This window comes from Amycolatopsis sp. CA-126428 (genome assembly GCF_002904335.1).
Lineage (GTDB): Bacteria > Actinomycetota > Actinomycetes > Mycobacteriales > Pseudonocardiaceae > Amycolatopsis.
The window spans coordinates 99,904-120,834 of record NZ_PPHF01000062.1 but is presented as its reverse complement, the minus strand read 5'-3'; the positions used below and the strand labels follow the sequence as shown (position 1 = coordinate 120,834).

Below are 20,931 nucleotides of genomic sequence, written 5' to 3'. Positions count from 1 at the left end.
CGAGGAACCATGACCCTTTCCGAGCTGCTGGCCTTCCGCGCCGCGGTGGCGGGCGAAGCGCCGGCCATGACCTGGTCCCGTCCGGCGGTCACCTTGACCTGGGCCGAGCTGGACCGGCGCGTCACCGCCGCCGCCGCGGCCCTGCGCCGGGTCACCGAGCCGGGGCAGCGGGCGGCGATCCTCATCCCGCCGTCACCCGGCTACGTCGTCGCGTTCCTCGGCGCGCTGCGGGCCGGGCTGGTCGCGATCCCCGCCGGGCCCGACCGGCGGGCGAGCGTCCTCGCCGACGCCGAGCCGTCGATCGTGCTGGCGACCGCGGCCACCGTGCCCGCGATCCGGCGGTTCCTGGCCACTTTGGACACCTGCGGGCACCGGGTGCTCGCCGTGGACGCCGTCCCGGACGCGCCCGGCTGCGCCGAAGTCCCGGTCGCGCCCTCGGACGTGGCGTATCTGCAGTACCCGGGCGGGGTCATGGTCACGCACGCGAACGTGCTGGCCAACGCCCGGCAGGCGGCTCAGGTGCTCGGCGAATCCGCCGTGGTGACCGGGCTGCCACCGAGCGATCCGCTGGGGCTGGTGCTCGGGGTGGCGGTGCCGATCGTCACGGGCCGCCCGGCGGTGCTGGGCGGCGACGCGTCCGCTCCCGAGGCGCTGCGGGCGTGTTACGTCGTCGCCGAGGCGACCGCTCTGGTCGCTTGTGGACAGCCGGCCGGCCAGCTGGTCGCGATCGTCGGCCGCGACGGACGGCGGGTGCCCGCGGGCGACGTCGGCGAGATCTGGGTGAGCGGGCCGAACGTCGCCCGCGGCTACTGGAAGCGGCCCGAGGAGTCCGCGCGGGTGTTCTGCGCCCTCATCGCCGGCGACGACGAACCGCGGTGGTGGCTGCGGACCGGTGACCAGGGCTTCCTGGACGTCGCCGGCGAGCTGTGCGTCACCGGCCGGGGCCTCGTCGCCGGATATCGCCCGGAAGACCTCGAAGCCACGGCCGAGGAGGCGCACCCGGCGATCCGGCCGCGTGCGGCGTCGGCTTTCGCCGTCCGCGGGGACCAGGCCGTCGTGGTGCTGGAGCTGGCCGACGGGGTCGTCCCGCCACGCGGCGAGGTCGAACGGGCGGTGCGGCACGCGGTGTCGGCGCGGCAGGGGCTCACGCTGCGCAGAGTCGTCGTCCTGGAGTCGTCGGTCGGGGATGGGCTGTGGTGACCGGGCCGGCGGAGCGGGCGCTGTCGCCGGGCGTCCCGTTCGCCACCTCGTCGTTCGAGGTGACCTGGCCCGAGGTACCGCTGCCGCCGGTGGCGCCCTACGGGCCCGGCGCGTGGCTGCTGCTCACCGACGAGCACCCGGCGGCGCTCGGCCGGGCCGTCGCGCTGGCCCTGGCGCTGGCCGCGGCGGGCGATGACGCGCTGTCGCTGCCGCGTGACGACCTCGACGAGCTGCCCGGGTTCCTGGCCGAGCGGCCGGTGCGCGGCGTCGTCTTCCTCACCGGGTCGCCGTACGCCTACCACGATCCTGAGGCCGCGCAGGAGCTGCTGCTTTCGGTGCTGTCGGTGGTCGCCCGCCTCGGGTTCGGCGTCCGGTTCCACCTGGTCACGCAGGCGGGCGGCGAGCCGGGGCTGGCGTTCCTGCGCGGGCTGGTGCGGGTGCTCGCGGTCGAACGGCCGCAGCTGCGGGCGAGCCTGGTCGACTTCGACGCGCGGTCCGACGTGGACGTCCTGGTGCGCGAGCTGCGGTCGGACGCGCCGGACGACGAAGTGCGCTGGCGGCACGACGTCCGGTACGCGGCGCGGCTGGCCCGCGTGCCGTTCGCCGTCGAGGTGGCGGCCGGACCCGGGGCGTACGTGGTCACGGGAGGCCTCGGGCCCGCGACCGCGCGGTGGCTGGCGGGCACGGGAGCCACCCGGATCGTCCTTTGTGGACCCTCCGCGGGGGCGGCCGACGCCGTGGTGATCCCCGGCGACATCGCCGAGCCCGGCGTCGCGGAGCGGCTGGTCGCCGCCGCGACGGCGGACGGCCTCCCGCTGCGCGGCATCGTCCACGCGGCAGGCGTCCTCACCGACGACCCGTCGGCCGGCTGGCGGCACGGGGTCCTCGGCGCCCGCCGCCTGCACGAGGCCACCGCCGACACCCCACCGGACTGGTGGCTGCTGGGCACGTCGGCCACGGCATTGGCGGGCGCCCCCGGCGAAACGTCCCGCGCAACGGCCGACGCCTGGCTCGAGGCCTTCGCCGCCTGGCGCCGCGCCCGAGGCCTCCCCGCGACGATCGTCCAGCTCGGCACCACCCGCCTCCCCGACCTCCCCCGCCCCTACTTCTCCACCCTCTGACCCGTGTCGTCCCTCCAATCACGCGTGTTGACCCTCTAATCACGCGAGATGACCCTTCCCGCACACCGGCTGGCGGACGGGCGGGGCTTCATGCGTGATTGAGCGGGCATCACACGTGATTGAAGGGGCATCACTCGTGATTGGAGGGTCGACACGAGGTCAGGGGAGGGTGGCGCGGAGGGCGAGGATCATCTCGAAGCGGTCGTCCGGGTTGCGGAGGTGGTCCGCGAAGAGGGTTTCGAGCTCCTGGGCGCGGGCGCGGACCGTCTGGGGGTGGATCGCGAGGCGGTCGGCGACCTCGCGGACGTTGCCGCACGTCTCCAGCCACGCGAGCAGCGTGGGGGCCAGGCGGTTGTACTGCTTCGGGGTCAGCGCCGTGAGCGGGGCGAGGCGGCGGCGGGACACCTCCGTCACGAGGAACGGCTCCTTGCGCAGCCACAGCGTCGCGAGGTGGTCTTCACACCACGTCAGCGGCTCGTCCGGGAGGACCTCCGCCGCCACCAGCCGCAACGCCTCCTGCGCCGTCGCCAGCGAGCGGCCCGCCTGGCGCGGCGGCACCGGCGGCCCCACCGCCGCCCGGTGGCCGGCCAGGGCCGCCGTCAAAGCGTGGCGATCCTCGGGTGCCGGCAGCAGCAGCCGCGGGGTCCCGTCTTCGAGGTCCTCCAGCGCGTTCAGCCCGGTGACGTCGGCGGGCCCGTCGAGCGCCACCGCGACGAGCCGGTGCGGCAACGGCCACTCCGCCGCCGTCGCGGCTTCCTGCACCATCCGTGACGGCGACGGCGGGTCGGCCAGCAGCAGGTCCAGCAGCCGGCGCCGGCGTCGTTCCAGCGCGCCGGCCGCCCGCGCCTGGGCCGCCGCGTGCCCCTCGATCGAGAGCGCGGACAGCTCGTCGATGTAGGCGAAGATCGCCTCGGCCAGCAGGCACAGCGTCGCCGACGGCACGCCGGCCCGCGTCCCCACCTCCGCCATCCGCCGCCAGGTCACCCGCGCGCCGACCCGGTACGCGGCCTGCAGGACGTCGAGGTTGCGGCCCTGCGCGAGCTCGTGCACGCCGAGCCCGACGAACACCTTGCGCCGTTCGTCCGGCACCGGCCCCGACGCGGCGATCCGGTCGATGAACTGCAGGATCGCCGCCTGGACGCCGGCCCGCAGCGCCTTGCCGAACGCCCCGTCGAGGGGCCGCGCGTAGTCCGGGATGGTCCGCTGGATCTCGCGCAGCACCTCGTCGGCGACGTCCAGCAACCGCGGCCGGAACACCGCGGCCAGCTCGCGGGGGAGCATGGCCCACAGCTGCCCCGGCCGGCCGTCGCCGCTCAGCATCGGCCCGAAGGCCGTCTCGACGGGCGATCCCGCCATTGACCCACCTCGTCGTTGAAGGGGACTCAGGAACCGAGAAGTGCCTCCGCCCGCAGCGCGATCTCCATGTCGAGCCGGTCGTCGGCGTTGTTGAGCCGGTCGCCGAACAGATCGATGAGCTGGTGCATGCGGTACCGGACGGTCTGCGGGTGCACCTTGAGCTTCTTCGCGATTTCGGGGGCGCTCCCGCGGGACTGCAGCCAGATCAGCAACGTCTCGCCGAGCCGCGCCCGCTGCTTCGGCGTGAGGTCCTCGAACGGCTGCAGGCTGCGCGCGCACAGTTCGCGGACGAGGAACTCGTCGGCGAGCAGCCACAGCGTGGACAGGTGATCGGTGCAGCGGGTCACCGGCGCGTCCGGCAGCACGCCGCGCTGGAGCAGCTTCAGCGTGCGACGCGCCCAGAGCAGCGAGCGCGGCGCGTCGGTGAGCCGCACGGTCGGGCCGATCACCGCGCGCCATCCCGGCAGCCGCTCGGCGAGGTTCTTCAGGTGCCGGTCCGGGTCGCCGGTGACCAGGCACGGCTCGCCGCCCTCGAGGTCCACGAGGACGTCGGAATGCAGGTCCGGCGCGGCCAGGCTGTGTTGATGGCCGAGACCGTGCTGGTCGGGGCGCGGTTCGAGGGCGACGACGGTGACTTCGGCCGGCAGGGGCCACTGCGCCGTGGTGGCCTGCGCGGTGATGGTCTGCGGCGCGGACGGCGGGTCGGCGAGCAGCAGCTCCAGCAGCCGTCTGCGGCGGCGGGCGCGGGTGCCCGCGGCGCGCGTCTGCGCCGCCGTGTAGCCCTCGATCGAGAGCGCCGAGATCTCGTCGACGTAGGCGAAAATGGCTTCGGCGCTGGTGCACAGCGTGTCCGCGGAGACGCCGGCGGCCTGCCCGAACTCGCTGATGTGCCGCCACGCGACCCGCCCGCCGACCCGGTAGGCGGTCTGCAGGCAGTCGAGGCTGCGGCCCTCGTTGAACTCGATCTTGCCGAGGTTGCGGAACACGGTCGTCCACGTCTCGAGCGGCACGGCACCGGGCGTGCCGACACTGTCGAGGCACTGGATGATCGACTGTCGGACACCCTGCGTGATGATGTGCCCGAACGCGCCTTCCAGCGGCTGGCGGTACTCGGGCACCGCCCGCTGCACCTCCTGCAGGATGGCACGGGCGAGCGGGTCGACCCGCGGTTTGAAGCGGATCGCCAGCTCGCGGGGCAGGGACGCCCACAGCCCGATCGCGCCGGACGCACGTCCGGGCCGGGGATCCGCCGGGGTGCGCGGCGCGGGTGGGTAGGCGGGCCGGGCCCGGTCGGCCGACACGGACTGCTGCCGGTAGGCCGGTCCGGGCGTGCGCTCGCCGGGGTTCGGCCGGCCGGCCCGCAGGGCGGGGGCGGCGAATCCGGTGTCCACGGTGTCCAACTCGGGCATGTGTTTTATCCTTGCTGGCAACAAAATCGGCCTCGTCGGCGGGAACGCCGATCCGGTTTTTGTGGCTCAGGCAACATAATTTCGTCCGAACGGCACTGTCAACGGGTTGTCTGCTGACTTTGCGGTAACCCGTCCGGACTACACCCGAACGGGTGGAACGTCGCGAGAGGACGTGACACTTCCGGCGCGCGCGAATGGTGCGCGCGTGACAACTTTTCAGAAGGGTGGTTCCGGGGTTGTCAGCCGCGTGACGACGTCGTCGAGGGTCAGCCGGGCGGGCGCGGTCTCCGAGAGGAACTCGTTGAGCAGGGCGCAGAACCGGTCCGGGTCGGCCACGTGCGGAAAGTGTTTCACGTTTTCCAGCACGGTCAAGCGGCTGTCCGGCAGCAGCGCGGCCGTCCGGCGTCCGTGCGCCACCGGGATGAGCGGGTCGCGGGCGCCCCAGACCAGCAGCACCGGCACCGCTTCGGCCAGGTAGAGCTTATCCACGGCGCTGGCGCGCTGGCCCCGCAGGTCGATCAGGCTGCGCGCGATGAACAGGAACGCCCGCCGCCGCGCGGGGTCGGCCAGCGAGCCGAAATGCCGGGCCAGTTCCCGGGTTTCGGGTCCGAGCGAACCGCCGAGCCGCCGGCCGAGCCGGGCCACGGCCCGCGCGAGCGCGAGCGTCACCCGGTTGACGGCGAGGGCCATGGTGGCCGGTGCCCCCGGCAGGGCGGCGGCCCGCAGCACCGGGCTCACCTCCGGGCCGAGGCCGGCGCTGCCGACCAGCACGAGCCGGTCGCACATTTCCGGGAACTGGTAGGCGAACTGCAGGGCGATGCCGCCGCCGAGCGAGTGCCCGACGACGGTCGCGTGCCGCACGCCGGACACGGCGAGGACGTCCCGCACGGTGCTCGCCATCGCGCCGAGACCGTAGTCCGCGCGCGGTGCCTCGGATTCGCCGTGGCCGGGCAGATCGGGCGCCAGCACGCGGCGGCCGAGCGGGCCGCACCGCGCCAGGACGGGGGCCCAGGTTTCGGCGCTGCCGGCGATCCCGTGCAGCAGCACGACCGCTTCGTCGCCGGCGTCCGAGGGCGGCCGGTGCTCGTGCAGCCGGATGCGGCGGCCGTGCAGGGTCAGGGTTTGGACGGTCATGGGCGGCCTTTCTCGCGGACCCGAAATTAAGGCATCCGGCGGCCGCCGCGGATGTGGTGAACGCCACCGCCGGGAAATCACGGACGGGCGTGACAAGAAGCATTGCGGAAACGCGGTGGCGCATGCGGGTTTTCGCGGCGTCACCGGGAATGAGTATCGACATTCCGGCGGTATCCGGTAATCCTCGGAGCATGGTCGCAATGACGCACCGGACGCGCTGATGTCCTGCCGCGCGAGTTTCCATTTCGTTCCCCAGGGGCTGCCGCGCAGGTGGCCCGGCCGCCGCTCGTGGCGCCGGGTGCTGCCGATGCCGGTGCGCGCGCTGGACCGGATGGTGAGCGCTGCGGGGCACGGGCCTCGCCGCGCCGGATCTCCGGACGCGTCGAAGCTCCCCACCGCTTGGGGGACCCCCGGTTTCAACGTTACTCGCGGCCACTGACAATTCCGGTCCCGCGTCCAAGCCGCACCCGGAGTTGTCCACAACTTTCTCCGCACCGAAGGCCGCTCAGCCCTCCGGGGGCCGGTGGGCGCGCATCAGGCGTTGGGCGCGCAGGGCCAGTTGCATGCCCAGGCGGTCGTCGGCGTCCTTCAAGCGGTCGCCGAACAGCTCCTCCAGCTGGCGCAGGCGGTTGCGGACCGTCTGCGGGTGGACGCCGAGACGCTGCGCGATCTCCGGTGCGCCTCCGCGCGTCTCCAGCCAGGCCAGCAGGGTTTCGCTCAGCCTGTCCCGCTGCTTCTCGCTCAGCGAAGCGAACGGGTCCAGGCTCTGCCGGGCCAGCTCGGCCGCCAGGAAGTCCTCGGCCAGCAGCCAGAGCGTCGCGAGGTGGTCGCGGCACCAGATGATCGGGCCGGGGACGTCCGGGCCGGACAGCAGCAGCGCCCGCCGTGCCGTGCGCAGCGCGGCCGGGGCGTCGGCCAGCGGCACCGTCGGGGAGACCGCCGCGCGCCAGCCGTCGAGCTTGGCCGCCAGGGGCGTCAGGTCGGCGTCCGGGTCGCGGGTCAGCAGATACGGCTCGGGGCCGTCGAGGTCGGCCAGGACGCCGTCGCCGAGCAGGTCGGCGGGGAAGTCCGCCGCGTCGGGGCCGCGTTCGAGGGCCACCATCGCCGCCGTCTCCGGCAGCGGCCAGCCCGCCCCGCCGGCCAAGCCCGCGATGCTGCTCGCCGCGCCTTCCGGGGCGCCGGCGATCAGCTCCAGCAGCCGCCTCCGCCGGACCGGGACGGCGCCCTCGGCCTCGGCCTGCGCCTGCTGGTACCCCTCGATCGCGGTGGCGCACAGCTCGTCGACGTAGGCGAAGATCGCCTCCGCGGCGACCGAGATGACGGCCGGGTCGACGCCCGCGGCGACCACCCCCTGGTGCATCGCGCGCCAGGCCACCCGGGCCCCGATCGTGGCGCTGTCCTGCAGCGCGTCGAGGTTGCGGCCTTCGGTGAACTCGATCCGGCCGCGGCCGCGGTAGAACTCGATCCAGTGCTCGTGGCCCAGTGCCGGCTCGCCCATCGAATCGATGCAGTGCTGCACCGCGAACTCGACGCTCTTCACCAGGACCTTGCCGAACACGCCCTTGAGCGGCTGGCCGTAGGCCGGCACCGTGCGCTGCACCTCCTGGATCATCGACGCCGCCGCGTGCCCGACGTGCGGGCGCAACCCCGCGCCGAGCGCACGCGGCAGCGAAGCCAGCAGGCGAAAGCTGCGGTACTCGACCACCAATCCCCCTTCGAGTTCTGCGCCGAGCGTATCCGACGCAGGTGTCACTGAAAAATCAACGACTGGTTCCCTGAAAGGGTGACGCACGTCAGTCCTTTTGACACGGACGGGTGGGAGTCCTACGCTCCGTGTCAGTATTTTTTTCGGGGCGCCCATTCCAGCGGAGGACTGAATTCCCCATGCGCGGTTCCGCTGCCTCGGACAGTTCCGTGTGGTCCCGGCTGCCGCACGAGCTCGGCGACGCGGTGCGCCCGCGGATCCCCGAGATCGCCCGCGCCTGCGTCGACGCGATCGCCGCCGAGATTCCGGAATATTCTCCGAGATTCGCGGGCGGCCCCGGCCGCACGGCCGCGATCGAGCTGGCGCGGCGCGGGATCGAGCGGGACGTCGACCGCGTCGGCACACCCGCGCTGTGGCAGGCCGACCGGCTGGCCGAGTTCCGCGGCCACGGGCGCGACGCGTTCCACAGTGGTCTCAGCCGCGAAGCCGTGCAGGCGGCCGTGCGCGTGTCGAGCCGGGTCACCTGGCGGTGGATCGCCGACATCGCGCGGGAAGCCGGCCTCTCCGGTGACGTCCTGTACGGCGCCGCCGAGGGGATGTTCGCCGACGTCGAGACGTCGATGGCGGCCATCGCGGAGGGCTACAGCGCCGCGGAGGCCGCGGTGTCCGGCACGGGCGAACGGCACCGCCGCCTGCTGCGCGCGCTGCTCGGCGGGCGGACACCGGCCTTCACCACCGAGCCGTTCCCGGCCGAGCCGGGCAAAGAAGTGGACAACCTGGCGGCGGCGTCCGGGCTGCCGCTGCCCGAGCGGCTCGCGGCGGTGGCCTTCCGCGCGCTGCCGGGCGCCCCGGAGTTCCCGCCGGACCTGCTGCCGGAACACGTCCCGGCCGACCCGGCCGGCGACCCACCGGCGGCCCTCACCCCGGCCCCGGACGTGGACCTGATCGGCCTGACGGGCCTGCCCCCGGGCTGGACGGCGGCGGTCGGCCCGCTGGTCCCGCCGGCCGAGGCACCGGAGTCGTTCCGGGTCGCCCGCCGCGCGGTCGACCTGGCCGCCCGCGGTCTCCTCGACGCCCCGGGCCCGGTGATCTGGTGCCGCGACCACGTGACGACGTTGCTGCTGCTCGCCGACGAGTTCCTGGTCGCCCAGCTGGCCTCGACGACGCTGGAGCCGCTGGCGGGGTTGTCCGGACGCCGTCGCGAGCAGCTGGCGGAGACGTTGCTGGCGCTGGTCCGCACCCGCGGCAGCGCCCCCGAGCTGGGACGGCTGCTCGACCTGCACCCGCAGACGATCCGGGCGCGCCTCAAGAAGCTGGGCGAGTTGTTCGGGGACAAGCTGGACGACCCGGCCGAGCGGCTGCGGCTGGAGCTGGCACTGCTGGCCGAGCGAGCGCTGCCGGACCGCGCCTGACCTGACCTGACCTGACCGGCCCGGGCCCGTACCCGGACGGACGACTCGCGTACCTGGACGGACGACTCGCGTACCTGGAGGGTCGGCTTGCGTGTCTGGAGGGTCGGCTTGCGTGTTTGGAGGGTCGGCTTGCGTGATTGGAGGGTCGACTCGCGGGTCCTAAGCTGCGCGGCATGACCGGATTGCTCACCGAGCGGCTGCGGCAAGCCTCCGACAACGCCATTGCGCTGTGGAGCACCCTCGCCCGGGCGCGCGGTGACCACGTTGCCGACCACCCCGCCTTCGCCGTGATCGACGGCCGGCGGTTCCGGATCATGCTGCGGACCGCCACGCCCGGTGACGACGCCGTCGACGAGCTGACCGAGCTCGCCCAGGCGCGGCGGGCGGAGGGGCGGGCCGTCGTCGTCGAAGATCCGTTCGGGGTGCTCGATCTCGGCGCGGCCGGGATGACCGCCGGGCAGCTGCCGGTGATGGCCCGCGAGCCCGGGCCGGTCCCCGCGCCCGATGGGGTGGCGCGCGTCCGGACACCCGCCGGGCTGGCCGCGGCCGAAGAACTCGTCGTGCACGGCTTTCCGCTGGAGGAGTACCAGCCCTACCGCCCCGGCACCGTCTTCCCGCCCGGGCTCCTCGAGCAGGCCACCGCGTTCTTCCGCAGGGACACCCAGGGCGCCTGCCTGACCATGGCCCACGGCGGGGTCGGCGGCGTCTACTGGGTGACCACCCGGCCCGAACACCGCTCGCAGGGCGTCGGGCGCGCGCTGATGCACGCGGTGCTACGGCACTTCGAGGACGTGCCCGTCACGCTGACCGCCTCGCGGTCCGGCCGGCCGCTCTACGACAAGCTCGGGTTCGTCAGCCTGGGCGAGGCCAATTGGTGGCGCTGACGGGAACACCCACCGCCGGTACCCGAACCAGCGGAACGCCGTGCCCGCGAGGGTGCCCAGCAGCATCCCGGCGACGAAGTCCGCGATCTCCTGGGTCAGGTAACCCACGTGCGGGACCGACAGGTGCAGCACGTACCGCGACACCAGCGCCGGCACGAGGTTCACGGCCACCGCACCCGCGTTGACCACCACGAAGAGGGTCGCCTCACGCACCCGGCCGAGGCCGCCGCGGCCCGCGAACGACCAGCGGCGGGACAGCAGGTACGCGAACGCCGTGGCGACGACCGTGGCGATCGCGAGCGCCGTCACCGGCTTCTCACGGCACACGGTGAGCTTCAGGCTGTAGTCGCCCAGTAGGGTGACCCCGTACGCGGCCAGGCCGACGACGGCGAAGCGGAGCAGCTCTCGCGGCTCGGGCATGGTTCCTCCAGGTGAAGCCGGACAGGGTGGAGGCTTTCGATGGCACGCACGGGCGGTGAGGGCGATCTGCCCTCCGTCGCCGAACTGGTGAACCTTTCGCAGACGAAGCCGCTGATGATCCGCGGTGAACTCGACGCGAAGCTCGCCGAAGAGGCGGTCTCCGAACCCGAGCCCGCCCCCGATCCGCTGGCCGTGCTCGACGCCGAGCTGGCCGCGGCCGACGAACCCGACGACGGCCGCCCACAGGACGCGCCGCCCGTCGACCGGTCCCGCCGCGCGAAGCCGTTCGTCCTCGCCGCGGGCGCCGCCGTCGGGCTCGGGCTGCTCGCTGTCGTGCTGCTCCAGCCGCACCAGGTGGGCGGGACCGCCGTGCCGCCGCCCGGCGCCCCCGCCCCGGTCGTGCCGCCGCCGGCCTCCAGCGAAGCCGTGGAGACGATGAGCGCCTCCGCCGCCGCGCCGCCGCTCACCGCCCAGGTCCGGCACACCACGCCCGAGACCACCAGCGCGCCGGCCGGGGCCGGGCGCAAGCCCGCGACGGCTCAGCCGCCGGCGCCCACGGCGACGCCGACGTCGCCGGCGGACCAGTGGCGCGAGTACGTCAGCTCGGTGATCAGCTCGTGGCAGCAGCACCCCCGCGGCGGCCGGAACCGCTGATCAGCAGCTCGCGGTGGCCGGCTTCCCGGCGATCCGGTCCTTCACGAAGGCCAGGACGTCGGCGTTGCCGGTGTAGACCAGCGTGATGTGGTCGGTGTCGTAGGTCTTCCAGGTCTCCTCGACCCCGGCCGCGCAGTACGTCTTGTGCAGGCTGTCGGCCTGCGCGAACTGCACCAGCTGGTCGCCGGTTGCGTGGTAGAGGAACACCGGCACCCGCGGCGGGGTCCCGCCGAGCTTGTTCTCGGTCAGCCGCGCCACCCACGCGGGCTTGATGTAGCCCGGGCCGGTCGTGTAGTCCGCGATCTTCTGGTTCGCGTACGTCGTGAGCAGCTCGAACGTGCACGCGCTCTGCTTCATCTCGGCCAGCTTCGCGCGGCCGTTGTCGGTGAGGAACGAGTCCAGCTGCAGTTCGGGATACGCCTGGTCGAGGCCGAGCAGCGCGTAGGCGAACACGCCGAAGCCGAACTTGCCGTCGAGCTGCAGCGTCACCTGGACCAGGTCGGCCGGCACGCCGCCGGCCGCGATGCCGACGAGGTTCAGTTCCGGCGCGTACGACGGCTGTAGCTCGCCCGCCCACGCCGCGGCGCCGCCACCCTGGGAGTACCCGCGGAAGACGACCTTCGCCGACGCCGACAGCCCGGCCGCGCCGAGCCGCTGGGCCGCGCGGACCGCGTCGATCACCGCCGGACCCTCGGACCGGCCCACGACGTAGGTCGTCTTCGGCGCCGGCTGGTAGCCCTCGTAGTCCGGCACGGCCACGGCATACCCCGCGTCGAGCAGGTCGTCGAGGCCCGGCTGCTCGTAGAAGGCGCCGATGTCGAGCATCTTCGACGGCGTGCAGGCGAACGCCGGGCCGTGCGTGCCCGGCGCGAACGCGACGATCGGCGCCGTCGCGCGGTCGGCGGTCTTCGGCACCAGCACCGTGCCGGTGACGGCGTCGGGCCGGCCCAGCGCGTTCGTCGACAGGTACATGACCTGCCACGCGTCGGCCGACGCCGCGCGCGGGCCGGCCTTCGACGGCCGCCACCGGATGACGTCACCGGGTTTGCCCGCCGGCAAGGGGGACGGCGGCACGTAGAAGGTGTCGTCGGAGGGGCCCGGCGCGGGCGCGGCGGGCGCGGCGGGCGCGAAGGCCGTGGCGAGGACCAGCGCCACCAGCGTGGCGAGCACGCGGCGGGCGGTCACGCGCCGGTCCCGTAGACGCGCTTGCAGGTCGCGGACTCGCTGAAGGCCAGGTTCAGCTCGGGATTCGCCTTCAGGTCCTTGATCGGGCCTTCCGGATCGGCCAGCTGGCCCATGGTCGAGTCGGCCTCGGAAATGACCTTGCGCAGGCTGGGCTGGTCGGTCACCCGCGCCTGCTCCATCCGGGTCTTCGTCTCGGCGAGCTTGGCCTTCGTCTCGGTGAGGTTGCCGGTCGCCTTGTCCACAACGGACTGTCCATCCGGGACGGGCGGGACGCCGGCGCCGTGCAGGCCGCCGGCCATGTCGTCGAGGGCCGAGCCCAAGCGGCCCAGGAACTCCACCATCGCGTCCCGGGTCTTCACCGGGTCGGCGTCGTCGACGGACGGCGGCTGCGAGAGCTTCGCCGAGCCCGCGGCCACGCCGGTGCACACCTTGTCGACCCAGGCGAGCGCCGCGGGGTCGGCGTGCCGGCCCGGATCGGGCGGGGTGTCCGAAGCGCACGCGGCGCACGACAGAAGCGCGGCCGCCGACATCAGGAGCACCGCGCTGTGCATTCTTTTCATGGGTTTCGAAGCTACGCGCCACGCTCACGCGCGAGCAAGAACAGAATGGCCGGTTGGCACGTGCGTCAACATTCCGGTGCCGGGATTTGTTACGCGTGTCAGCGGTTCGAAGGTGGCGCTGTGCTGGGGAAACCTTCCCCGCCCTGCTAGGAACCCTGGCCGCGTGACGTGCCGGGGTGACAATTTGCGGTGCCGCTGTGACCTTTTTGCCGAAAGCCCTTGATCGGTGCCATCCACGCTCGTTAGCTTACGGTTCGGACGCGATTGAAGGCTGTGTCTTTCAAAGAATGCGCCGCCGTTTCGTATCACTGTTGATACACGGAAGGACCATCGTGAGTCACCCAAGAGGCAAGAAGAAGACGATCGCGGCCGTCGCGGCCGCGGGTGCGGTGGGGCTCATCGCCACCGCGCTCGTCGCCGGGGCGCAGGCCAGCGCCGCCGACCCGATTTCGCTGACGCTGAACTACCACTGCACCTTCCCGCTGGTGGGTTCCCAGTCGCTGAAGGTGGTGATCAACACCGACCTGCCGACCACGGTGAACACCGGGCAGCCGACCGGCGCGTTCGACATCAAGGCCGTGTCCACCATCAACGCGGACACCGTCAGCGGCCTGAGCCTGATCGGCGCCACCACCCTGGAGGGCACCGCCACGGCGAGCGCGACCGTCGCCGCGCCGAGCCTCAACCTGCCGGTCAGCGTCCCGATCACGCTGGACAAGACGAACATCCCGGCGTCCGGTGAGATGAACATCAACGCCGCCGGCAAGACGCCGTCGCTGACGTTCACCCAGGCCGGCCAGGCGAAGATCACCGTGGGCGACCTGAACCTCAAGGTCACCCCGCGCAAGGCGGACGGCTCGGTCACCGGCATCACGCCGGACGGCACGATCGACGCGCCCTGCACGCAGGACAGCGGGCAGAACAACACCCTCGCCACGATCACCATCAACGGCGGTGGCGGGACGACGACCCCGCCCACCACCACCCCGCCGGTCACCACGCCGCCGACGACCACGCCGCCGGTGACGACCCCGCCCACGACCACGCCGCCGGGCGGGGGCATCAAGTACTCCTTCGGCATCACCGGGCAGACCTCGCTGAAGTCGCTCGGCAGCACCGCGCCGATCACCGGTTCGTTCGACGCCGACGTCAACCTGTCGGCCAAGACGTTCACCGGGAACCTGCAGCTGAACCCGACGCACACCGACTTCAAGCTGTTCGGCTTCCTCCAGGGCAGCTCGGACGTCAAGGTCGTGCAGAACGGCCCGCAGACCGGTGAGCTCGTGGGCACCGGCTTCAAGGCGCACATCAAGTTCGACACGTTCCTCACCACGGTCAACGTGTTCGGCATCCCGATCAGCACCGACCCGAAGTGCGGCACGGTCAGCTCCTCGACCAGCGAGATGACCACCGGTCCCGACTTCGACCTGCTCAAGGGCGGCAAGCTGGCGGGCACCTACTCGCTGTCCGCGCTCCAGAACTGCGGTCCGTTCAACGACATCGTCAGCGCGTTCGCCAAGAGCGACGGCAACTCGCTGAACCTGGTGCTCACCAAGAAGTGACCCGACTACCGGCCCCCGCTGCGCGCCGGCTGAGCCGCGGCGGGGGCCGGTGCCACGTCTCGAGAAAGGGGAGCGCCCGTGCGGATCGCCCGGTCGTTGCTCGCCGCCTGCGTGCTCGCTCTCGCCGTCACCACGCCCGCGGCGGCGTCGACGCCGATCGCCAAGAAGCTGGGTTTCACCTGCCCGTTCCCGTTGATCGGGCTGCAGAAGCTGGACGTGGAGATCAAGGCGTCGTTCACGGTGCCGTCCGCGCCCGGTGGCACGTTCACGACCGGGGACCTCGCGGTGGCGGTAACCGTGCCGGACAAGTCCACCCGCGGCCTGGCCCTGGTCGGCGCGGCGAGCATCGAAGGGACGGCGTCCGCAGGGGTGACGCTGGCCAACGGCCCGCTGACGCTCCCGCTGAGCCTGCCGCTGACGGTGGCGAAGACAGCGGTGCCGGCGTCGGGGCCGTTCACCACGAACGCGTCCGGCTCGGTCCCGCCGGTCCAGCTGCCGAACGCCGGCCGGACGACGCTGACGATCGGGAACTTCAGCACCCGCCTCACGCCGAAGAAGGCGGACGGCTCGTCCACCGGGCTCGGCTCGTTCACCTCGGACTGCACGCTCGACCCGGGGCAGGACCCGGTGCTGCTTTCGTTCGACCTGGGCGGCACGGCTTCCCACGACTACGGCGTGACCGGCTCGACGACGCTGAAGACGCTGGGGGCGACCGCGCCGATGACCGGGTCGTTCGCCGTGCCGGCGTTCGGCCCGGCGTTCGACCGGACGCGGGCGGAGTTCAAGGTGCTCGGGTTCGTGCCCGGGACGGCCGACCTGCAGTTCACCCCGGACGGCCCGCAGACCGGCGAACTGCGTGACGGCGGGTTCGTCGCGCACGCGAAGCTGGCGCTGACCTTGCCGCAGGTGACGCTCTTCGGGCTGCCGGTCGCCGACGCGGGCTGCCGGGCGAGCGCGGCCGTCCCGGTCGACCTGCGGACCGGCACCGGCTTCGCCCTGGCCACGGGCGGTCCGGTCACCGGCACCTACGCGATCCCGCCGCTGACCGGCTGCGGCGTGTTCACCGCGTCCCTGAGTTCGCTGGTGCAGGGCGAGGGGAACACGTTCGCCCTGACGTTGACTGCGCGCTGACTACCGCTCACCCGACCCGGGTATACGTGGGGGAATGCGCCGAACCACTGTGGGGACTCTGGTCGTTGTCACGCTCATCGCCACCGCCGCGCCCGGGGAGGCGGCCGGCCTGAGCCGGGACCCGGTGGCGGTGATCTACGACCGGGACCACGCGCTGCACGTCCTCGACGCCGGCGCGACCGACGACGAGCTGACGCTGCGGACGCAGGCACTGGCGTCGAACGCGTGGACGTTCTTCCGGGGCACTTCGCCGCTCTACTACCGCGACCTGGGCGAACTGCCGGCGTCCGCCTACGCCACCGCGGGCGCCGACGTGTGGCTGACCGGTGACGCCCACCTGGAGAACACCGGCGCCGACCGCGGGGCCGACAACGAAGAGCAGTTCGCGCTCACCGACACCGACGACGCCTGGCGCGGGTCGTGGACGTGGGAACTGCGCCGCGAAGCCGTGTCGATCGTGCTCGCCGGGCGGGCGGACGGCCGCAGCGCGAGCAAGATCGCCACCGACGTCGACACCTTCGTCGCCGAGTACGCCCAGTGGATCGCGAAGTTCCACGGGAACAACGACGAAGCGAGCTGGCGGCTGACGTCGGGCAACACCTCCGACCTGGTCGCCTCGCTTATCGACGACGCGGCGGCGGACAAGCGGGCCGACCTGCTCGCGAAGTGGACCACCGGCGGCCACTTCAAGGACGACCCGCAGCTCCAGGCCGTCCCGGCGGCGACGCGGACCCAGCTCGCCGACGCGATCGCGGCGTACCGGACCACCGCGGGCGAGCCGCTGTCCGCGGCCGAGGCCGTCGTGAAGGACGTCCGGCGGCGGACCGGCGCGGGCACCGGCAGCCTGGGCCGCTTCCGCTGGTACGTGCTCGTCGAGGGCGACACGACCTCGGCGTCGGACGACCGGATCCTCGAGCTGAAGCAGGAGGTCGACCCGGCACCGAAGCCGCTCGCGCCGAACGTCACGACCCTCACCGGCGGCCAGCGCCCGGCGCTGGCCCTGCGCTGGCTGGCGAACGAGTCGGACCCGCTGGCCGGGTGGGCGAGCGTCGGGAGCACGCCGGTGCTGGTGAAGGAGAAGTCCCCGTTCGCCGAGGACCTGAAGATCGGCGACCTGACGACGTCGGCGATCTGGGACGACACCGTCCGCGACGTCGGACGCCTGCTGGCCGCCGCGCATTCCCGCGCCGACCAGGACATCCCCGGCACCGGGCTCGCGTACTCGGCGGACGCGGCGATCGACGGCGCCATCACGAGCGTCTCCGGGTTGCAGGCCGAAACGCGCGCCTTCGCGACGAGCTACGCCGACCAGGTGACCCGCGACTGGCAGGCGTACGTCACCGCCAAGAACAGCGGCCGCCCCCTGTTCTGAGCGCCAGCCGAACCGTTATCGACGCGGTGTCACATCGGGGTGCTATAAAACGCTACCCCGATGGGACCGGTTTCACCGCTGTAGGCGGCCGTCACCGGTGCCGCTAGGGTTGATCGTCTGGATTGCTGGCTCAAGAGCAGCCGAACGGGAGACGCCGGTGACCGCCGCGCTCGACTCATCGTGGGATCCCCGCACGCGCCTGCGGGTGCTCCTGATCGAGGACGACGACGGCGACGCGCTGCTGGTCGAGGAGATGCTGGCGGACACGTCCGTGCCGTACGTGCTGGAGCGCGTCCAAACGCTCACCGCCGCGCTCGACGGCCCGCTCACCGCCGACTGCGTCGTGCTCGACCTGCAGCTGCCCGACGCGATGGGGCTGAGCGGGCTGACCAAGCTCGGGCAGCACGCGCCGGGGGTCGCGGTGGTCGTCCTGACCGGCCAGCACGACCAGGCCACCGGGGTCGCCGCGGTCGCCGCCGGCGCGCAGGACTACCTCGTCAAGGACCAGGTCGACGGCCCGCTGCTGGTGAAGGCGCTGCGCTTCGCCCGCGAACGCAAGCGCGCCGAGCAGGTTGAGCAGCAGTTCCTCCAGCAGCAGCTGCTCGCGCGGGAGAACGCGCGGCTCGAACGCGGCCTGCTGCCCAGCCCGCTGCTGCGCGACCCCCACCTCGACCTCGCCGCCCGCTACCGGCCCGGCCGCAACGGGTCCCTGCTCGGCGGCGACTTCTACGACGCGATCGAGCTCGACGACGGCACGGTCCACATGATGATCGGCGACGTCTGCGGCCACGGCCCGGACGAAGCCGCGCTCGGCGTCGCGCTGCGGATCGCGTGGCGCTCGCTCGTGATGGCCGGCCTGCCGATGCCCGACGTGCTGAGCATGGTCGAGCGGGTCCTGGTGCACGAGCGGATCGAGCCGCTGTTCGCCACCGTCTGCATGGTCGTCGTCGCGCCGGACCGAAGATCCCTGCGCCTGTCGCTGGCCGGGCACCTGCCGCCGCTGCTGCTCACCCCCGGCGACGGGCACCTGCTCTCGGGCGAGCGCCTCGGCGTCCCGCTCGGCGTCGTCGAGGGCGCCAAGTGGGACTCGCTGGAAGTGCCGCTGGAGCCGGGGTGGTCGCTGCTGCTGTACACCGACGGCGTGTTCGAGGGCCGCGTCGGCGCCGGCTCCGAACGGCTGGGCCACGAGCGGATGGCCGCGCTGGTGCTCGACATCAAGCACCAGACCGGGCTGCACCACCGGGAACTGCTCGACGAGCTGATCGCCCGCGCCGAACGGCTCAACGCCGGCCCGCTCGACGACGACGTCGCCCTCGCCCTGCTCAGCCACGACCCGGAAGCCGAGGCCCATGAGCGTTGACGCACGCGGCTGGCCGATCCGCCGCCGGCTGGCGCTGCTCGCCGCCGTCGAGGCCGTGCTGCTGGTGGCCGCGCTGGTCGCCGGCGGCTTCGCGCTGCACAGTCTCACCGGGGCCCGCACCCGGCTGCTCGACGTGATCGCGCCCCAGCGCCTGGCCGCGATCCAGCTGTCCACCGCGCTGCTGAACCAGGAGAGCGGGGTCCGCGGCTACCAGCTCGGCCGCCAGCCGGCGTTCTTGGTGCCCTACACCGACGGGGTCCGGTCGCAGGCCGACGCGGTCACCCAGCTGCGGCAGCTCGGCGCGGCGCCGGGCACCGGGATCGGCGACGACCTCGAAGCCGTGCTGCGGGCGGCCGGCACCTGGCAGGCCGCGGCCGCGCCGACCATCGCCCCCGACGCGCCACCGGTCACCGCGGACCAGGTCGAGCGCGGCCGGGCGCTGTTCGTCGACGTGCGCCGGGCGCTCGACGCCCAGCTCGACCACCTGGCCGCGATCCGGGACACCGGCCGCGCCGACCTGGACGCGGCGGCGCGCTTCCTGAACGCGATGTTCGTGGCCGTCGCCGTGCTCGTCCTGCTGCTGTTCGCGATGCTGTTCTTCGGGCTGCGGCAGGTCGTCACCCGGCCGATCCTGCGGCTGGCCGGCGAGGTCCGCCGGGTCGCCGACGCGGACGTCCACAGCCCGGTGCACGGGACCGGGCCGCGCGAGATCGCCCAGCTCGGCGCCGACGTCGAGGCGATGCGGCAGCGCATCCTCGACGAGGTCGCCGAGCTCGAGCAGGCGCACGCCCTGCTGGACCGGCGCACGCGGGAGGCGGAGCGGTCCAACGCCATGCTCGACCGGCGCACCCGCGAGCTGGAGCGGTCCAACGCCGACCTGGAGCAGTTCGCCTACGTCGCTTCGCACGACCTGCAGGAGCCGCTGCGGAAGGTGGCCAGCTTCTGCCAGCTGCTCCAGCGGCGGTACCAGGGCCTGCTCGACGAGCGCGGCGAGCAGTACATCGAGTACGCCGTCGACGGCGCGAAGCGGATGCAGATCCTGATCAACGACCTGCTGGCCTTCTCCCGGGTCGGCCGGAAGCCGGGCGAGCACGTCGTCGCGGACGCGGGTGCGCTGGCCGACGACGCGATCGCGAACCTGGAGGTCGCCCTCTCGCTCAGCGGCGGCAAGGTCTCCCGCGGCGACCTGCCCGAGGTGCGCGTCGAGCCGGCCCTGATGACGGCGGTGTTCCAGAACCTCATCGGCAACGCGCTGAAGTTCAAGGGCGACTCTCCGCCGGAAGTCCGGGTCACCGCCGAGCGCGACGGCGACGAGTGGGTGTTCTCCGTGGCGGACAACGGGATCGGCATCGACGCGGAGTACGCCGAGCGGGTGTTCGCGCTGTTCCAGCGGCTGCACACGCGGTCGGCGTACCCGGGCACCGGGATCGGGCTGGCCCTGTGCCGCCGGATCGTCGAGTACCACGGTGGCCGGATCTGGCTCGACACCGAGGCCGCGGACACCACGTTCCGCTTCACCCTGCCGGTGCGCGAGGACCCGGCGCTCGAGGCTGTGGCCGACGAAGACAAGGCCGACGAAAACAAGGCTGACGAAAGCAAGGCCCACGAACTCGAGGGGACCGCATGACCCAGGCGCCGGTCCCGATCGACATCCTGCTCGTCGAGGACGACCCCGGTGACGTGCTGATGACCCGGGAAGCGTTCGCGCACCACAAGATCCGCAACCCGCTGCACGTCGCGGAGGACGGCGTCGAAGCGCTGCGGTTCCTGAAGCGCGAAGGGCCGTTCGGCGCGGCGCCGCGGCCGGGGCTGATCCTGCTCGACCTCAACCTGCCCCGCAAGGACGGCCGGGAACTGCTCGGCGAGATCAAGCAGGACCCCGGCCTGCGCACGATCCCGGTGGTCGTGCTGACCACGTCCGAAGCGGAAGAGGACATTCTGCGCAGCTACGAACTGCACGCCAACGCCTACGTCACCAAGCCGGTCGACTTCGAGAAGTTCGTCGAGGTGGTCCGGAAGATCGACGACTTCTGGGTCACCGTCGTGCAACTCCCGCACCGGTAGCCGATTGGCGGGGAGTCGGGCACCATGGGACGCCGTGACCCCTTCGATGCCGGATCTGCCCGCCACCGAGCTGGCGGTGACGCTCGACTGGCGGGGCCGGGCTGCGGTGCTGGCCGTCGCGGGAGAGATCGACCTGGTCAGCGCGCCGGAGTTCGGGGAAGTCGTCGACGTGGTGCTGGCCCGCGGGCCGGAGAAGCTGGTGGTCGATCTGCGCGAGGTGACGTTCTTCTGCTCGGCGGGGCTGCAGGTGCTCGCGGCGGCCCACCGCAGGCTGGCCGAGCGCGCGTTGTGCGTGGTGAGTGATTCCCCGGTGACGTCGGGCCCGCTGAAGACGACCGGGCTCGACACGTGGATCGGTGTCCACCCGACCGTCGACGAAGCACTCCGGTGAGGGGGGCGCGG

General features: G+C 72.8%; 19 protein-coding genes. 12 read left to right on the top strand and 7 right to left on the bottom strand.

Annotated elements, in window-relative coordinates; translation table 11 throughout:
* The first annotated feature begins 9 nt into the window (after positions 1 to 9).
* Positions 10 to 1,200 (top strand): AMP-binding protein, encoded by a 1,191-nt coding sequence (locus C2L58_RS16245; RefSeq protein ID WP_103338409.1) that lies wholly within the window; start codon positions 10 to 12, stop codon positions 1,198 to 1,200.
* Positions 1,197 to 2,321 carry a KR domain-containing protein gene (locus tag C2L58_RS16240; protein WP_233225756.1) on the top strand — a complete coding sequence of 375 codons (1,125 nt, stop codon included), beginning with the start codon at positions 1,197 to 1,199 and terminating at the stop codon, positions 2,319 to 2,321. The genes C2L58_RS16245 and C2L58_RS16240 overlap by 4 nt, the downstream gene beginning before the upstream one ends.
* Before the next feature lie 159 nt (positions 2,322 to 2,480).
* Here the strand turns inward: C2L58_RS16240 and C2L58_RS16235 are convergent, their stop codons facing one another.
* The 4 genes from C2L58_RS16235 to C2L58_RS16220 form a co-directional block, all read right to left on the bottom strand.
* Positions 2,481 to 3,677 (bottom strand): helix-turn-helix domain-containing protein, encoded by a 1,197-nt coding sequence (locus C2L58_RS16235; RefSeq protein ID WP_103338407.1) that lies wholly within the window; start codon positions 3,675 to 3,677, stop codon positions 2,481 to 2,483.
* Between the two features lie 26 nt (positions 3,678 to 3,703).
* Positions 3,704 to 5,086, bottom strand: coding sequence for a helix-turn-helix domain-containing protein (locus C2L58_RS16230; protein ID WP_103338406.1), 1,383 nt, complete (start codon positions 5,084 to 5,086; stop codon positions 3,704 to 3,706).
* Between the two features lie 216 nt (positions 5,087 to 5,302).
* Positions 5,303 to 6,220, bottom strand: a complete 918-nt coding sequence (locus C2L58_RS16225; RefSeq protein ID WP_103338405.1) for an alpha/beta fold hydrolase — start codon at positions 6,218 to 6,220, stop codon at positions 5,303 to 5,305.
* 505 nt (positions 6,221 to 6,725) lie between these two features.
* Entirely contained in the window at positions 6,726 to 7,928 is a 1,203-nt protein-coding gene (locus C2L58_RS16220) for a PucR family transcriptional regulator (protein ID WP_103338404.1), read from the bottom strand.
* Between the two features lie 176 nt (positions 7,929 to 8,104).
* On the opposite strand from C2L58_RS16220, the gene C2L58_RS16215 reads away from it, so the two are divergent.
* On the top strand, positions 8,105 to 9,337 hold the full coding sequence (locus C2L58_RS16215) for a PucR family transcriptional regulator (RefSeq protein ID WP_103338403.1): 1,233 nt from the start codon (positions 8,105 to 8,107) through the stop codon (positions 9,335 to 9,337).
* Positions 9,338 to 9,510: 173 nt separating this feature from the next.
* Complete coding sequence (locus C2L58_RS16210) at positions 9,511 to 10,221, top strand: GNAT family N-acetyltransferase (protein ID WP_103338402.1); 711 nt, start codon at positions 9,511 to 9,513, stop codon at positions 10,219 to 10,221.
* Here the strand turns inward: C2L58_RS16210 and C2L58_RS16205 are convergent.
* The gene (locus tag C2L58_RS16205; RefSeq protein ID WP_103338401.1) at positions 10,111 to 10,641 is read right to left on the bottom strand and encodes a GtrA family protein; all 531 of its coding nucleotides are present in this window, start codon (positions 10,639 to 10,641) and stop codon (positions 10,111 to 10,113) included. The two genes, C2L58_RS16210 and C2L58_RS16205, sit on opposite strands and share 111 nt — an antisense overlap.
* A gap of 39 nt (positions 10,642 to 10,680) precedes the next feature.
* Between C2L58_RS16205 and C2L58_RS16200 the strand changes: the two genes are divergently transcribed.
* On the top strand, positions 10,681 to 11,295 hold the full coding sequence (locus tag C2L58_RS16200; protein ID WP_103338400.1) for a hypothetical protein: 615 nt from the start codon (positions 10,681 to 10,683) through the stop codon (positions 11,293 to 11,295).
* On the opposite strand, the gene C2L58_RS16195 is transcribed toward C2L58_RS16200, so the two are convergent.
* Both C2L58_RS16195 and C2L58_RS16190 read right to left on the bottom strand, forming a co-directional pair.
* Positions 11,296 to 12,480, bottom strand: coding sequence for a lipase family protein (locus tag C2L58_RS16195; protein WP_103338399.1), 1,185 nt, complete (start codon positions 12,478 to 12,480; stop codon positions 11,296 to 11,298).
* The gene (locus tag C2L58_RS16190) at positions 12,477 to 13,040 is read right to left on the bottom strand and encodes a hypothetical protein (protein WP_233225755.1); all 564 of its coding nucleotides are present in this window, start codon (positions 13,038 to 13,040) and stop codon (positions 12,477 to 12,479) included. The genes C2L58_RS16195 and C2L58_RS16190 overlap by 4 nt, the downstream gene beginning before the upstream one ends.
* A 332-nt stretch (positions 13,041 to 13,372) precedes the next feature.
* Between C2L58_RS16190 and C2L58_RS16185 the strand changes: the two genes are divergently transcribed.
* The 7 genes from C2L58_RS16185 (at position 13,373) to C2L58_RS16155 (ending at position 20,920) form a co-directional block, all read left to right on the top strand.
* Positions 13,373 to 14,602, top strand: coding sequence for a DUF6801 domain-containing protein (locus tag C2L58_RS16185; RefSeq protein ID WP_103338397.1), 1,230 nt, complete (start codon positions 13,373 to 13,375; stop codon positions 14,600 to 14,602).
* Positions 14,603 to 14,680: 78 nt separating this feature from the next.
* Positions 14,681 to 15,733 carry a DUF6801 domain-containing protein gene (locus C2L58_RS16180; protein ID WP_103338396.1) on the top strand — a complete coding sequence of 351 codons (1,053 nt, stop codon included), beginning with the start codon at positions 14,681 to 14,683 and terminating at the stop codon, positions 15,731 to 15,733.
* Between the two features lie 34 nt (positions 15,734 to 15,767).
* Positions 15,768 to 17,105, top strand: coding sequence for a DUF2252 domain-containing protein (locus C2L58_RS16175; protein WP_233225754.1), 1,338 nt, complete (start codon positions 15,768 to 15,770; stop codon positions 17,103 to 17,105).
* Between the two features lie 157 nt (positions 17,106 to 17,262).
* Entirely contained in the window at positions 17,263 to 18,465 is a 1,203-nt protein-coding gene (locus tag C2L58_RS16170) for a PP2C family protein-serine/threonine phosphatase (protein ID WP_103338394.1), read from the top strand.
* Positions 18,455 to 20,092 carry a sensor histidine kinase gene (locus tag C2L58_RS16165; RefSeq protein ID WP_103338393.1) on the top strand — a complete coding sequence of 546 codons (1,638 nt, stop codon included), beginning with the start codon at positions 18,455 to 18,457 and terminating at the stop codon, positions 20,090 to 20,092. The genes C2L58_RS16170 and C2L58_RS16165 overlap by 11 nt, the downstream gene beginning before the upstream one ends.
* The gene (locus C2L58_RS16160; protein ID WP_103338392.1) at positions 20,089 to 20,529 is read left to right on the top strand and encodes a response regulator; all 441 of its coding nucleotides are present in this window, start codon (positions 20,089 to 20,091) and stop codon (positions 20,527 to 20,529) included. The genes C2L58_RS16165 and C2L58_RS16160 overlap by 4 nt, the downstream gene beginning before the upstream one ends.
* A 34-nt stretch (positions 20,530 to 20,563) precedes the next feature.
* A complete protein-coding gene (locus C2L58_RS16155; protein ID WP_233225753.1) occupies positions 20,564 to 20,920 on the top strand; it encodes an STAS domain-containing protein in 357 nt (118 codons plus the stop codon).
* Positions 20,921 to 20,931: the final 11 nt, after the last annotated feature.

What these genes read in the sequence shown, in the direction of transcription:
- C2L58_RS16245 (WP_103338409.1), top strand. Translation starts at nt 10, where the DNA reads ATGACCCTTTCCGAGCTGCTGGCCTTCCGCGCCGCGGTGGCGGGCGAA.
- C2L58_RS16235 (WP_103338407.1), bottom strand. Translation starts at nt 3,677, where the DNA reads ATGGCGGGATCGCCCGTCGAGACGGCCTTCGGGCCGATGCTGAGCGGC.
- C2L58_RS16165 (WP_103338393.1), top strand. Translation starts at nt 18,455, where the DNA reads ATGAGCGTTGACGCACGCGGCTGGCCGATCCGCCGCCGGCTGGCGCTG.
- C2L58_RS16205 (WP_103338401.1), bottom strand. Translation starts at nt 10,641, where the DNA reads ATGCCCGAGCCGCGAGAGCTGCTCCGCTTCGCCGTCGTCGGCCTGGCC.
- C2L58_RS16215 (WP_103338403.1), top strand. Translation starts at nt 8,105, where the DNA reads ATGCGCGGTTCCGCTGCCTCGGACAGTTCCGTGTGGTCCCGGCTGCCG.
- C2L58_RS16210 (WP_103338402.1), top strand. Translation starts at nt 9,511, where the DNA reads ATGACCGGATTGCTCACCGAGCGGCTGCGGCAAGCCTCCGACAACGCC.
- C2L58_RS16225 (WP_103338405.1), bottom strand. Translation starts at nt 6,220, where the DNA reads ATGACCGTCCAAACCCTGACCCTGCACGGCCGCCGCATCCGGCTGCAC.
- C2L58_RS16200 (WP_103338400.1), top strand. Translation starts at nt 10,681, where the DNA reads ATGGCACGCACGGGCGGTGAGGGCGATCTGCCCTCCGTCGCCGAACTG.
- C2L58_RS16175 (WP_233225754.1), top strand. Translation starts at nt 15,768, where the DNA reads ATGCGCCGAACCACTGTGGGGACTCTGGTCGTTGTCACGCTCATCGCC.
- C2L58_RS16160 (WP_103338392.1), top strand. Translation starts at nt 20,089, where the DNA reads ATGACCCAGGCGCCGGTCCCGATCGACATCCTGCTCGTCGAGGACGAC.
- C2L58_RS16230 (WP_103338406.1), bottom strand. Translation starts at nt 5,086, where the DNA reads ATGCCCGAGTTGGACACCGTGGACACCGGATTCGCCGCCCCCGCCCTG.
- C2L58_RS16190 (WP_233225755.1), bottom strand. Translation starts at nt 13,040, where the DNA reads ATGAAAAGAATGCACAGCGCGGTGCTCCTGATGTCGGCGGCCGCGCTT.